This window comes from Micromonospora sp. ATLC20, from assembly GCF_057196585.1.
In genome coordinates, this window is sequence record NZ_JBXUOV010000029.1 from 32218 (window position 1) to 45331 (window position 13114).

A 13114-nucleotide genomic window follows, 5' to 3' on the forward strand; every position below is an offset into this window, starting at 1 on the left:
GGGCGGGCGGGGCCCGAACCCGCGACCGAGAAATTATGAGTGGCCCTCGTGACGGAGACTGCGCCCACTAGCTGCAACTACAGCCACAGTCGAGGCGACTCTGCAGCACTACAACCACTGAGCCGTTTTCATCCTGAGTAGCGGCTGGTCTCGACGCGGTGCAGGACGAGGATGGCCTGCACGATCGCCGTAGCGCGGCGGGGGCAGCAACGCAGCTTGGTCAGGATCTTCCAGGTCTTCAGCGTGGCGATGGCTCGTTCGCCGCGGGCGCGGAGCCGGGCATGACCACGGTTGACGGCCCGCTGGCGGCGGGACAGCTTCGGTCGGTAGCGGTGGCGCTTGAACGGCGTGCGCACGCTTCCGCCGGCTCCCTGATAGCCCTTGTCTGCGAAGGTCAGCACGTTTGCGCTGGTCAGCGCGTCGATCAGTCCGTGGGTGCGGGCGGCGGTGAGGTCGTGGACCGCGCCGGGCAGCGCGGCCGACGCCCAGACCAACCGCCCGGCCGGGTCGGCCAGGACCTGCACGTTCACCCCGTGGCGCTTGTGCTTACCGCAGTAGTAGGGCCGCTGGTCAGCGACCCGGTCGATGGGAATCAGCGTGCCGTCGAGGATCGCGTACGCCAACCGGGCAGCCCGACGCATGGCGGCGGTGAGGTCGTCGGCGCAGGCGGCGAGCAGGTCGACGGCCTCGCGTAGGTACCGCCACACGGTGGCCACCGACACCTCGAAGCCGGCCGCGCGGCGGGTGAGGGTGTCGCCGTTGCGCAGATGGGCCAAGGCCATCAGCGCCTGCTGCTGCGCAGGCAGCCTCCGCCAGCGGCCGCCGAGCGCACGTCGGCGGTCGCGGATCATCTCGGTCAGGCGGGTCAGGCTGCGCGTGGACAGCGGGATACTGGCAGGATAGGTCAGCAACGAAGCTCCCGTGCTGGGCAGTGCGTCTTGGTCGACTGCTGTCCTACCGGGAGCTTCGTCCTATCCGGACAATCGACACGCCGCCCCCGCCTACCTGGTCAGCCGCCCTTGATCACGATGAAAAGAGCTCACTTAAGCCGTCCTCGCTTCGCACCACAAGCGGCACCACGCGCTCTATGCCGATCAGTCGATCCCGTGAGAACCTGAATCCCTCGCGTGATCACACGACTACCTACGGCTATCCCCGCTGGAGGCGCGCATGGCGCAGATGTCGCTCTTCGGTTCAAGCGAAGCAGGGCCTGACCCGAAGCCGGCCGACGACCGCACCGTTCGGCTACAGCTCCTGATCACTGTGAAGGCTGCACCGAACCCTTCCGAGAAGTACGGAGAGACCGTCTGTGTAGCGGGGCTACGGACGGACGTGTTGAGACCGACATGGGTCCGCCTCTACCCGATCAACTTCCGGCATCTTGACAGCGACGAGGCGTTCAAGAAGTACGACATCATCTCCGTTGACGCGAAACCGGCGCGGCAAGATCAGCGGCGCGAAAGCTGGAGGCCGATCATGGAGCGGATCCAGAAGGAACGCCATCTCGATGGCTGGCGGTCGCGGCAGCCGTTGCTTGACCCGGCCGTCGAGGATTCGATGTGTCGTCTCAATCGCGACGCTCAGGAGCGCGCTGACGCGCAATCGCTGGCCCTGGTGCGCCCCAAGGAAGTTCGCGCGCTCAAGGTCACGCCGCACCCCGGCTGGGACGATGACGAGCAACGCAAGATCGAGGCTTACGCGAGTCAGCCGGACCTCTTCAGCGGCCGGAGCAGATCCCCGCTACAGGCGCCCCGCTTCAAGGCGGCGTACCACTACCGCTGCCACGAACCCGGATGCAAAGGACACAAGCAGCACGTCATCGACTGGGAGTTGGTAGCGCTACAACGCCGGCTCGCTGGCTACTCGGACGCTGCGCTACGGGAAGCGCTGGAGGCCAAGTTTCTGGGAGAGATGTGCGCGCCGAACCGCGACGTCGCCTTCTACGTCGGCAACCAGGCCAAGCGCGTGCACGTCTTCAGCGTGCTGGGCGTGTACTGGCCGAAACGATAGGCATCCGGTCTTCGAGTGCGCGCATCACGACCTGGCGGTGACAACGGCTCTCATCCGCCTCGAAACAGAGCAGCGCTACCAGCTCACGTTGCGCCGTCTCGGCGAGCGCATTGAGCGCCGCCATCGACTCAGCGTGGTGCAGCCGAGAGGCGTACACCGCCCGCGCGGATCGCAACTCTTCGGGGTTGCCACCGAACCCGGGGCGGTTCTCCTTCGGGTTACCAAGCTCCCGGCGATGCTCGTAAACGATGCCCTGCGCCGCGAGTGCCTGGCTGAGGGCCGACTTGCTGAATCCACGCTTGCGGGAGATCGGCGTCATCCGGACATCGACTAGGCGCGTGACGCCCATGTCGGCGAGGCCGGTCACGAACTCATCGATGGAGCGGCCCTCGTAGCCGACACCCAGGATACCGATCCGGTGACTCACAGCTAAGGTGACGCTCATCGGGACACCCTTTCATGACTCGTCTGCCAAGACCATCGGGACGGCCAAGAAGTGTGCCGCCCTGCACACCTGCGAACGGAAGCGGACCGCAGACGGCAACGGGTTGGCTCAAGTGCTCTCGGCGGGCTGGCCTGCGCGGGCCGGCGGCGGGTGGTTGGTGCGTTGCTGCGCGGGAGGGCTGAACCATCTCCGCATCTCCGCAAACACGGCTGCGAGCTGGGCAAATGCTTGCGGAGATGCGGAGTGCTGCTGAAGGGCCATCTCCGCAAAGAGGGTGTGATCTCCGCAGCAGGTTGCGGAGATGCGGAGATGCGGAGATGGTTCAGCGGGTTCACCCCTCGTGGCGTTCAACCCAGAACACCGACCGGTCGCCCCGGTCGTTCTTCCCGGCCCGGATGACGTGATCGCCGCGCCAGCGTCCGGCCTGCCCGGTACGTCAGTAGCCCGCGCGAACGGACTTCTGCGTGGGCAGCCTGAACACAGGATCTATCCTTGACCGGATTGCTCGATAACTTCCTTAGCACGAGCACGCACAATCTGCGAACTGTGCCTTTCAGAAACTTCCTCGACTCGCCGTCGTATGGACGGCGACAGTGAACCTGACACTTCGCCCAACTCCCGAAGCACAACCATGGGCACCAAGATTCCGTCTTCGGCGAGGAGATCTACAATACGGCGACCCGCGACAACGCCAAGGTCGTTCGGATCCTGAAGGAGCACTAGGGCACGGCCCGCGGCGGCTCGGACCTCCGGGTTCTCATCACCAACCAGTGGCAAAACCAACGCCAGAAGCGCGGGCAGCGGCCTTTTATGTGCGAGGATCGCCGCCGTCACGGCTGCTTCACGACGACTGGCAGCAGTACGGCCACCGGCGAGGGTTGCAATAGCGTCATACACATCGGCATCTTGCAGAATTTCGAACGCACCAAGGAATCTCAAGGCAGCCGGGTACGGGCAAAGCGGGGAATCAAAGTCCACAGGCGTCTTCCCGTACAGCAACTTCTGAGCGTGCGCACGAAACGACTCAACCAACCTTTCCGGAATCAGCACGTTAGCGCGAGCAAGCCGCTCAAAGGCAGGCGTTCGAGCATCACGCGGCACACGCATATCCGTCAAGAGTCCTGCCAAATATCTCCAAAGACTCCGGCTGCCCGTGACGACAATTAGACTGGCTGCAACGTCACCCGGATTGATGCCACCAAACGAGTGCACTCCGCTCGCCGCCTCGGAGCGGACATTCTCAATCATCCCCTGAACTAGCTGTTCAGCGTCCTGAATAAGAGTTCGGTCGTGCACTTGCTCCTTGATCGCAAGATTAAGTTGATAGACCAACATATCGAGCGAAGAACCGCCGGTAGGGGGCGGCTCAATCCGACCCAGCCGGTCCGCAATCACACTCGACACGCGAGGTAGACGATCCTGATGCGACAACATGATTGTCGCCCAAGCCTCTTTGGCCTTATCCGGCAAGGAATCCCAATCAAGCACTGACAAGGCTCGCTGCACTGCCGTGTCGAACAGTTGTCGGTCTTGGCTATCTGCCTTCACTTCAGCCAGCAGCATGTCGGATACTTCAGCCCCCGCACTGCACATGTTCGCCAATGCGGCAGCTGCCCGCCAAGCTGCCTCGCGGCGCAGTACGGCCAGTTGCCACATGCCCGGCAAGTCCGGCGGGCCACCTGCAGCCAGACTTGCCTTAATAGCTTCAAGACCGAGGCGAGCCTCAGTCGGAGTGAGCAGGTCTGCGGCTGCTTCCAGAACCTGCAACTCGACTGTCCGCAGCAACTCCGGCGACGTCCGTCTCTGCAAAATCTGACGGCCATCACGACTTATTGCGGAGAGCGGACCCGCATCACGCAGCCGCCGCAGTACTAGGCCAAGGTCCTTCTTCGCTGCGGCTTGTCGCAGCAGGCGTAGGGCGTCGGCCAAGTCAACTTCGCTGCCCTCCGATTGCAGTAGCCGCAAAAGGGCGAGCTCGCGACGCGCAGGATAGACAGCACTATCACCAATAAGTTCAAACGACAGAAGATGCGGGAAAAGATCGACGTACCCCGTGCCGCCTATGACGACGCTTGATCGAGTATCAAATTCCCGAGTGAAGGAATTTCGAACATATTCCGCATAGCCATTGGCGCGACCTCTCGCCGTTCGCGCAGTAACGCTAACTTCTTGACCCAATGTTCGCGTTTGCCGCGCTGACAGTCCTGCGATTTTCTGTCGCTCTGGCGCATCCAATGGAACGAGGCTACTAATAGCATAGAGTAGGCCGTCTCGCATTCGCGCAAGAGTCACGTAGGGTGAATGCGAGACCGAAGACCTCATTCGGAATGAGCTGCAGCGCTCGACAACCAAGCTCGACAGAACCCTTTCCGCCTCTGCCGAAACCCCGAGATAGGCTTTGCCTGCATCACGCATACGGAGAGCCTTCTGCTGCAACAGCACCGCAGTCAAAAGAGCGTCATCGGCAGTCGATTCTCTTTGGGTCCTGCTCAATTGCGAATCAAGGACCATGAGACAAGTGCTGTAGTCATCTAGCTCACCAGAAGCACTAGCAACAATCAGAGCCAGGGCGGCCGACTCGGCCCTGTCACTAGGGGGCGATTCAATGAGAGCAGCCGCGAGCTGCGGCACGGACTCGGCGATTAAGTCATTCCTCAAGCATCCTTGAGCCAGATCCACTAAGTCGTGCGGTTCGGCCGAAGACACCTCAGACTCCAACTGGCGACGCCATTGCCGTCCAAGAACGGTGGCAGCCAGTCGGGCCGGTCCAGTGCTGTCGTACTCGTCGTCAGGAAAGTGTGGATCCAGGGCAATATCTAGCGGCTCAAGAACTGCTGCAATCCAAGCCAGATTCATCAGTAATCACCCAATCTTGCATCGTACAACTCTCCCGGGCCATCAAAATCGTCCGCAAGAGTGGAAGGACGACTGCGTCGGGGGTCACGGTCTATAACTACCTGCAGCAGGCGGGCCATCTCGTCTCGGAGACCGACCGCGGACTCAACACCGATGATATATATCGATGCCATGGGCGAATCCAAGTCGAACCAATGGTTCACATGGTCCTTGGCCGCTTCACATTCCGGCCCAACTAGGTATAGTCCAATCGACAGCGATGGCTGCTCCTGCAACGCAGAACGCGCGCGGCTGATAGTGGTTCGAAGAGGGCTCGGCGATATGAACACCAACCGCGCCTCGTGCACGATTACCAGAATGTCGACGCGAACATCGGGCGCGTTCCTCGCATCCTGGACGGTGATTTCCGTAGTCGTTGTACCTATTCGTACTTGATTGTATATCTCTTCCCACTGAATGCCCGATGGGTCACTCATGAATCGAGTCACCACCAAGCCGATGCGCGTCCCAGCCACCGCAGAGGCTGCGAAGGATTCAGCACGGCCACCCTGCCTCGGCAGGTCGATTTGGGCCAGGTCTTCGCGTGGCGCCGACTGCGCTTGCACTGGCCCGGTAAAGACTGGACCAGAAGGAGAGTTGATAACTACTTGCCCCGCGCCAACCTGCTCTCCACTGCCATCGCCTTCGTCGCCGCCGGAACGCATATCGATGATCGTCACGATGGAGATTACAATGACCAAAATGCCCGCGATAGGCCATACTACGCCCGGTTTGTCCAACCACTCCCAGTCGGGTAAGGGTAGATTGGTACCGATGTTAGTCGCCACGCCGAGGCCAGCAACGGCCAGCACTCCTACAACACCCGCCAAGTAGCGTCCCCACCTGCGCCCACCTCGACGGGTGTTGTTGGCGGTCATGCAGACATGGTGGCACGCAGCCGTCAGTCCCGGCGGATCGGGCAGCGCCTGGACGGGCAGGCGAGCGCCTCTTTCTTCTGGGGCACCCTGACGTCTGTCACCTCATGAAGCTGGTGACACTGGCCGTGCAGGCATACGAGCCGCCAGGGTAGCGGCAGCTCTTTGATCGGACTCCGACAACCAAGCCGCGTACACGCGCAACGTTGTCGCACCGCCCCCGCCGTGTCCTAGCCGGCCGGCAACAGTCCGAACGTCGACACCGGCCGCGATCAGCTCCGTTGCTGAGTAGTGGCGCAGAGCGTGCAGGTTCGTGGGGATGCCGAGGCGCGCGGCCATACGGCTAAATCGCTGAGTGGCCATGTCCGGTACCAGCGGCGTACCACCGTCCGGGTCCGGCGAGAACACGTAGCCGTCAGCGGCCAGCAACAGCCCGAGGGCCGAGGCGCGTTCCTCGCAGCGCGCCAGCTGGTCGCGCAGCACCTTTACCGTCTCCGCGTCCAACGCCACGCGCCGCTGCTGATGCGTCTTCGTGTCCTTCTCTCGCAGCTTCCCCGCGTCGTCTACATACAGGGCGCTCCGCAGGGTCAGCACGGCCGCGTCCAGGTCGATCGCGGACCACCGCAGGGCGCACAGCTCACTCCGCCGCGCCCCCGTCGTCATGGCCACCCACACGAACGCGCCCCAGTCGGGGTCCTTCCACGCCTGGGTGACCAGACGAGCCGCTTCGGGAGCCGTTGGCGGGTGCGGGTTGGGCTGAGGCATCCCCGGCTTCTCCGCTTGATCTGCCGGGTTGACGGCGATCCACCGCCACCGGACGGCGCGGTTCAGCGCGCCGGACAGGATCCAGTGAATCTGCCGGATCGAGGCCGGGGCGAGCGGCTTGCACTCATGCGGCCGACACTTGTCGGTGCAGTCGTGCGGCCCTGCCTTCCGGTGCTCAATCGCCTTCCGAGTGCCTCCACAGTGGTCCCGGCACTTCCGCAGCACTGCGTAGAACGACTCCAGCGTCTCGGCGTCCACCCGGCCCACCGGCAGCTTGCCGAGCAACGGCCGCACATGCTTGTTGAGCTTCTTGACGTACCCCTGCCGGGTGGACGCCTCCACGTCGAGGACTTCGAGCCACCGGTCAAGCAGCTGGTCGACGGTGGCCCGGGTACGCGGATTGCGCCGGTCGTCCACCTGGGCGAGGAACCGCGTACGCGCCTTCTCGGCTTTCTTCCGGGCGGCCGGGCCGGCTGGGATGGTCTCGGTCAGGTAGTGCCGCTTCTTGGTGATGGGGTCGATACCCGCGTAGACCTTCACCCTCAGCGACCCGCTAGGTAGTTCTTCAACCTCGCCCCGCTGGCGCTTCGCGCGCCCGTTCGCTGTCCCCATGGGGACAGAACGTAGCTCGCTCGCACCACGAGTAGCACCACGCAAAGATCGAATGACCTGCGTTCTACCTGGTGGGGCGGGCGGGGTTCGAACCCGCGACCGAGGGATTATGAGTCCCCTGCTCTAACCGGCTGAGCTACCGCCCCGTGACCGCGCCGGATCGTAACCCGCCGATCGCTGCGCGGACCACCACCTACCGGGCGGAAACACGGCCGCGACAGCACGATGGGCAACGCGAGGATAACAACGCGCAACCCGTCGACGGCTCACCCGCGCCGCAACTCCGCGAGGACCGCGCCGACCGCTCGCCACCCGCTGGCGAGCGCGCCCTGGATGGACGGGCTGTCGCGGTGGTCGCCTGCCACGTACAGGCCGTCGCCGAGCGCCACCGGCTTGCGCAGCCGGCCCTGCGGTGGCGGTGCGGCCGGGAGCGCGTCCGGCACGGTGACTGTGGTGAGGTGGGTCCAGTCGGCGGTGGAGCGGCCGTAGAGGCGGTCCAGTTCGCGCCGGATCACCGGTTCGGGCGGGGCCTGCGGGCCGACCACCGAGGTGGCGATCAGGTGCTGGCCGTCGGGGGCATAGGTGGGCGCGGCCCGGCTCACCACCACCGTGTTGGCGATCAGTTCCCGCCGGTCACCGTCGAGCAGCAGGATCGGCTCGTCCAGTGGTGCCGTGTCGGTGCGGTGGTAGTAGGTGGTGTAGGCGTGCATGCGTACCCTCGGCAGCCCTGGCAGCAGCGTGGCCGCCGCGGGCGGGTCGACAGCGACCACGACGGCGCGGCAGGTGATCTCGCCGGACGGGGTGCGGACCCGGCCGGGCGCGACCTGGGTGACCGGGGTGTTCAGCTCGATCAGTTCGGCGGGCAGGGGCGCGGCGAGCGCCCTCGGCAGCGCCGCCATGCCGTCCGCCGGCAGGCCGATCCTCCCCCGGGCGAAGGAGCGCATGATGACCGCGAGCACGTGGCTGGAGGTGGCCAGCTCGCGGTCGAGCAGCACGCCGGACAGGAACGGCCGGAGCAGTTCCTCGATGATCGCGTCGGAGAGCCCGGCCCTTCGCAGCGCCGTCTCGGCGCTGGTCTCGGGCGTGCCGAGCAGCCGCCCGACCGGCACTGTGGCGTAGCCGGCGGCGAGCGCGGCGAACCGCAACCTGTCGGTCAGTGATCCGATGCCGGCGGTGAGCGTGCCGGGTGCGCCGGTCGGTTCGCGCAGCGGGTTGACCAGGCGTTCCAGCCGGTCGCCGCGGCGTACCAGCACGCCGGAGGTGAACCAGCCCATCGTCAGAGTGCCGACGTCGACCAGGCCGGTGAGCCGCGGGTACGCGGCGTTGAGCACCTGGAAGCCCCGGTCCAGCAGGAACCCGTCGACCCGGTCGGTGGCGACCCGCCCGCCGAGCCGGTCGCCCGCCTCCAGCAGCCGCCACGGCACGCCGGCGCGGTGCAGCCGCCGGGCGGCGGCGAGACCGGCCAGGCCGCCGCCGACGACCACCACGTCCGTGTCAGGCACGGTCCACCCCCGCCCCGGCTCGGTCGCCCTCGCGGTGCGACCGCGACAACCGGCCCGGCCACCAGACCTTCGGCCCGATGTCGTACGCGAGCGCGGGCACCAGCAGCGAGCGGACCACGATGGTGTCGAGCAGTACGCCGACGGCGACCGCCACGCCCAGCTCGACGAGCACCACGAGCGGCAGGACGGCGAGCGCGGAGAACGTGGCGGCGAGCACGATGCCGGCGGAGGTGATGACGCCGCCGGTGACGGCCAGCCCGGCGAGCACTCCGGCGCGGGTGCCGCGCCGCACCGACTCCTCCCGGACCCGGCTCATCAGGAAGATGTTGTAGTCGATGCCGAGCGCGACCAGGAACACGAACGCGAACAGCGGGAACGACTGGTCGACGCCGGGGAAGTCGAAGACGTACCGGAACAGCAGCGCGCACAGGCCCAGCGTGGCCAGGAACGACAGCACCACTGTGGCGATCAGCAGCACCGGGGCGACCAGGGCCCGCAGCAGCAGGGCCAGGATGACCGCGATGACCAGCAGCACCACTGGGATGATGACGTCGCGGTCGCGTACCGAGGCGTCGGCGGTGTCCACGTTGATCGCGGTGAAGCCGCCGACCACGGCGTCGGCACCGGGTACCCGGTGCACCGCCTCGCGCAGGTCGCGGATGGTGCGTTCGGCGCCGTTGCTGTCCGGCGGGTCGGCGAGCGTGACGTTGAGCTGCACCCGCCCGTCGACCACCTTGGGGGGCGCGTCCGGATCGGGCGGCGCGTTCTCGCCCCGCTCGCCGAGCGGCAGCACCGAGGCGACCCCCGGTACGCCCTGCGCCACCTGGGCGACCTGCCGGGCGGTGGCCTGGGTGGTGAAGACGGTGGCGGGGCTGCCGGTGCCGGCCGGGAAGTGCCTGTCGATGACCTCCTGCCCGGCGACCGAGTCGGTGCGCTGGGTGAACAGCTGGGACTGGCCGAGCGTGGTGGCGCCGAGCTGGGTCACCCCGATCGCGAGGGCGGCGAGCACCACGGCGGTGACGACCCAGACGGTACGCGCGCGGCGCGCCACGAAGCCGGCGATCCGCGCCCAGATGCCGTGCTCGGTGCGCGGGTCGGCCTGGTCGTACCGGGGTCGCCGGGGCCAGAACGCCCAGCGCCCGCCGAGGACCAGCAGGGCGGGCAGGAACGTGAGCATGACCAGCAGCGTGGCGGCGATGCCGACGGCGCTGACCGGGCCGAGCGCGCGGTTGGAGTTGAGGCTGGACAGCAGCAGGCAGAGCAGGCTGACGATGACTGTGGCGCCGGAGGCGATGATGGCCGGGGCGGCGCCCTTCCAGGCGGTCCGCATGGCGTCCCAGGGGCGCTCGTGCCGGTGCAGTTCCTCCCGGTAGCGGGCGATGAGCAGCAGCGCGTAGTCGGTGCCGGCACCGAAGACGAGCACGGTGAGGATGCCCTGTGCCTGCCCGTTGAGCTTGACGATGTCGTGGTCGGCGAGCAGGTAGACGAAGACGGCGGCGAGCGAGTACGACATCCCGGCGGCCAGCAGCGGGAAGATCCAGAGGACCGGGCTGCGGTAGACGACGAGCAGGATGACCAGCACCACTGTCAGCGTGACCAGCAGCAGCGGCCCGTCGATCGCACTGAACACCTCGATCAGGTCGCCGAGCAGCCCGGCGGGTCCGGCCACGTCGACGGTGAGCCCGTCGCGGTCCGGGCCGGCGATGTCGCGCAGGCGTTGCACCACGGACCGGATCTGTTCGCCCTCGGCGCTGTCGATCGGCACGATCACCTGGGCGGCCTGCTCGTCCTGGCTGACGACAGGTGGCGGCAGCGGGCCGACCACGCCCGGTACCTCGGCGAAGCGGGCCGCGTCGGCCTGGATGCGCTGCTGGTCGGCGGGGGTGAGGCCGCCGGGTCGTTCGTAGACCACGAGTGCCGGGGTGGTCTCCCGGTCGACGAATCCGCCGGCCAGGTCCTGCGCCCGGGTGGCCTCGGCGTCGGCCGGCAGGAAGGAGGCGTTGTCGTTTGTGGAGACCTCGCCGAGCTTGCCGGAGTACGGGCCGGCGATGCCGCCTACGATCAGCCAGCCCAGCACCACCGCCACCGCGATCAGCGTCGCGGTCCAGCGGCTGCGTCCTGCGGCCATCTCCACCGTCCTCGAATCGACGCATCAATCGACGCAGCGGGAGTCTAAGTCGACGCCGACCATCCTGCCGGGCGAACGAGGCCTCGGGGGCGGAAACCGGGCAGCCGGGCACCGCAGGGAGGCCGTCGGAACGACGAACGCCCGCCGGCGATGCCGACGGGCGTGACGTGGAGCGAAGCTCCCCCGATTGGACTCGAACCAATAACCTGCCGGTTAACAGCCGGCTGCTCTGCCAATTGAGCTACAGGGGACCGTGCACCGCTCGGTTCGGATCTCTCCGCTCCGTGCGACGGGGACAAGAGTACAGGACATCGGGGGGTGGTGCGCCAGGGGGTTACCGGAGGAGGACCGCACCGGCTGACGCGCCAGGATTCCGGACAAATCGTCATCTCGGCACAGGGAGGCATGAGCGGAGAGCAGGATGGGTAGTTAGCCGTCGACAGAGAACGCAGGCGCGAGACGGTCGTTCCGCCGAGCTGGCGGGAAACCGGCGAGAGCGTCAGGTACGGAAGGAGCCGCCATGCGCGGAAAGATCATGTTTCTTGGCGGGCTGGCTGCGGGATTCGTCCTGGGCGCCCGTGCCGGCCGGGAGAAGTACGAGGAGCTGGTGGTCCGCGGGCGCAAGGTGCTCGACCACCCGACCGTCCAGGAGGCGGCCGGGGTCGCGCAGGCCCAGGCGAACCGGCTCTACTCGGAGGGCAAGGACAAGCTGGGGCAGACCAAGCTCGGTGAGAAGCTCGCCACCAACGGCGGCAAGCCGGGCATGACCGACGCCGACAAGCCGTTCGCCGGCACGCCGGCCGCGGTCGGCAGCCGCAGCGCCAACGGGACGGGCTCGACCAGCGCGTCCGGCTCGACCACCACCGGCACGAGCACCAAGCCGTCCAGCACCGGCAACACGCTCTGACGCAAGCGGACAGCGGGCCGGTCACCTCCGGGTGACCGGCCCGCTCCCGTGTGCGCGGGCGGCGGTGTGGCACATTCTCCGTGGGGAGGTGACCACATGCCGATGGTCGGACCGGAGACGGCGGATCAGGCGCGACTGCTGCGCCTGCTGCGCGACGACGGCCCACGCTCCCGGGTCGAACTGGCCGACCTCCTCGGCCTGCCCCGGGCCCGGTTCGCCGCCGAGGTGGACCGGCTGACCACGCTCGGCCTGGTGGAGACCGCCGGGCCGGCCGCGTCCCGGGGCGGACGCCGCTCGTCGCTGCTGCGCGTCGGCGCGCAGGTCCGGTTCGGCGCGGTGCTCGTCGGCGACGGCATCCTGCGGGTCGCGCTCACCGACGGCGAACTGAACCCGCTCGCCCGGCACGACGAGCCGGTGGACGTCCGGCTCGGCCCGGACGTGGTGGTCGGGCGCATCGTCGAGCTGCTCGGCAAGCTGCGCGTCGAGGCGGGACTGACGTCGCTCACCGGCGTCGGCGTGGCGCTGCCCGCGCCGGTCGAGGTCCGCGACGGCACGCCGGTGTCCGCGCCGGCCCTGCCCGGCTGGCACCGCTTCCCGGTACGCGACACGCTCGCCGCCGAACTGGGCTGCCCGGTACAGGTGGACAACGACGCCAACGCGATGGCCCTCGGCGAGCGGCACGCCGGCACCGGCCGGCCGTTCGACGACTTCCTCTACGTCAAGCTGGGTGAGGCGATCGGCTGCGGGCTGGTGCTCGCCGGATCGCTCTACCGGGGCGCGGCCAGCGGGGCCGGCGACATCGGCCACTTCCAGCTCACCGAGGACGGGCCGCTCTGCGGCTGCGGCAACAACGGGTGCGTCGAGGCGTACTGCGGGGATGTCGCACTGGTGCGCGAGGCGGTGAGCGCCGCGCGGGCCGGGCGCTCGACGGCGCTGGCGGACCGGCTGGCCACGGCCGGGACGCTGTCGGTGGCC

10 protein-coding genes and 2 tRNA genes are annotated in these 13114 nt (G+C 67.2%); 3 read left to right on the forward strand and 9 right to left on the reverse strand.

Features of this window, described 5'->3' with window-relative positions; translation table 11 throughout:
- Positions 1-128: 128 nt before the first annotated feature.
- Positions 129-911 (reverse strand): transposase family protein, encoded by a 783-nt coding sequence (locus tag AC2CHG_RS09500; RefSeq protein WP_484524574.1) that lies wholly within the window; start codon positions 909-911, stop codon positions 129-131.
- A 259-nt stretch (positions 912-1170) separates the two neighbouring features.
- On the opposite strand from AC2CHG_RS09500, the gene AC2CHG_RS09505 reads away from it, so the two are divergent.
- Positions 1171-2010 carry a hypothetical protein gene (locus AC2CHG_RS09505; RefSeq protein WP_484524575.1) on the forward strand — a complete coding sequence of 280 codons (840 nt, stop codon included), beginning with the start codon at positions 1171-1173 and terminating at the stop codon, positions 2008-2010.
- Here the strand turns inward: AC2CHG_RS09505 and AC2CHG_RS09510 are convergent.
- From AC2CHG_RS09510 to AC2CHG_RS09545, 8 genes are all read right to left on the reverse strand, one after another.
- Positions 1976-2455 (reverse strand): DUF488 domain-containing protein, encoded by a 480-nt coding sequence (locus tag AC2CHG_RS09510; RefSeq protein ID WP_484524576.1) that lies wholly within the window; start codon positions 2453-2455, stop codon positions 1976-1978. The two genes, AC2CHG_RS09505 and AC2CHG_RS09510, sit on opposite strands and share 35 nt — an antisense overlap.
- Before the next feature lie 486 nt (positions 2456-2941).
- Positions 2942-5311 carry a hypothetical protein gene (locus AC2CHG_RS09515; RefSeq protein ID WP_484524577.1) on the reverse strand — a complete coding sequence of 790 codons (2370 nt, stop codon included), beginning with the start codon at positions 5309-5311 and terminating at the stop codon, positions 2942-2944.
- Positions 5311-6228 (reverse strand): hypothetical protein, encoded by a 918-nt coding sequence (locus AC2CHG_RS09520; RefSeq protein ID WP_484524578.1) that lies wholly within the window; start codon positions 6226-6228, stop codon positions 5311-5313. Before AC2CHG_RS09520 ends, AC2CHG_RS09515 begins: the two co-directional genes overlap by 1 nt.
- 102 nt (positions 6229-6330) lie before the next feature.
- Positions 6331-7530, reverse strand: coding sequence for a tyrosine-type recombinase/integrase (locus AC2CHG_RS09525; protein WP_484524579.1), 1200 nt, complete (start codon positions 7528-7530; stop codon positions 6331-6333).
- 141 nt (positions 7531-7671) lie between these two features.
- A tRNA-Ile gene (locus AC2CHG_RS09530) sits at positions 7672-7748 on the reverse strand.
- 120 nt (positions 7749-7868) lie between these two features.
- Positions 7869-9104, reverse strand: coding sequence for an NAD(P)/FAD-dependent oxidoreductase (locus AC2CHG_RS09535; protein ID WP_484524580.1), 1236 nt, complete (start codon positions 9102-9104; stop codon positions 7869-7871).
- Entirely contained in the window at positions 9097-11232 is a 2136-nt protein-coding gene (locus tag AC2CHG_RS09540) for an MMPL family transporter (protein ID WP_262015204.1), read from the reverse strand. The genes AC2CHG_RS09535 and AC2CHG_RS09540 overlap by 8 nt, the downstream gene beginning before the upstream one ends.
- A 178-nt stretch (positions 11233-11410) precedes the next feature.
- Positions 11411-11483 (reverse strand) — tRNA-Asn (locus tag AC2CHG_RS09545).
- 269 nt (positions 11484-11752) lie between these two features.
- On the opposite strand from AC2CHG_RS09545, the gene AC2CHG_RS09550 reads away from it, so the two are divergent.
- Positions 11753-12139: a hypothetical protein gene (locus tag AC2CHG_RS09550; protein WP_135241524.1), complete on the forward strand. Its 387-nt coding sequence runs from the start codon at positions 11753-11755 to the stop codon at positions 12137-12139.
- Between the two features lie 96 nt (positions 12140-12235).
- Positions 12236-13114 (forward strand): ROK family transcriptional regulator (locus tag AC2CHG_RS09555; protein WP_484524581.1); only part of this gene is annotated, 879 nt, incomplete at its 3' end.

What these genes read in the sequence shown, in the direction of transcription:
- AC2CHG_RS09510 (WP_484524576.1), bottom strand. Translation starts at nt 2,455, where the DNA reads ATGAGCGTCACCTTAGCTGTGAGTCACCGGATCGGTATCCTGGGTGTC.
- AC2CHG_RS09515 (WP_484524577.1), bottom strand. Translation starts at nt 5,311, where the DNA reads ATGAATCTGGCTTGGATTGCAGCAGTTCTTGAGCCGCTAGATATTGCC.
- AC2CHG_RS09550 (WP_135241524.1), top strand. Translation starts at nt 11,753, where the DNA reads ATGCGCGGAAAGATCATGTTTCTTGGCGGGCTGGCTGCGGGATTCGTC.
- AC2CHG_RS09520 (WP_484524578.1), bottom strand. Translation starts at nt 6,228, where the DNA reads ATGACCGCCAACAACACCCGTCGAGGTGGGCGCAGGTGGGGACGCTAC.
- AC2CHG_RS09540 (WP_262015204.1), bottom strand. Translation starts at nt 11,232, where the DNA reads ATGGCCGCAGGACGCAGCCGCTGGACCGCGACGCTGATCGCGGTGGCG.
- AC2CHG_RS09505 (WP_484524575.1), top strand. Translation starts at nt 1,171, where the DNA reads ATGGCGCAGATGTCGCTCTTCGGTTCAAGCGAAGCAGGGCCTGACCCG.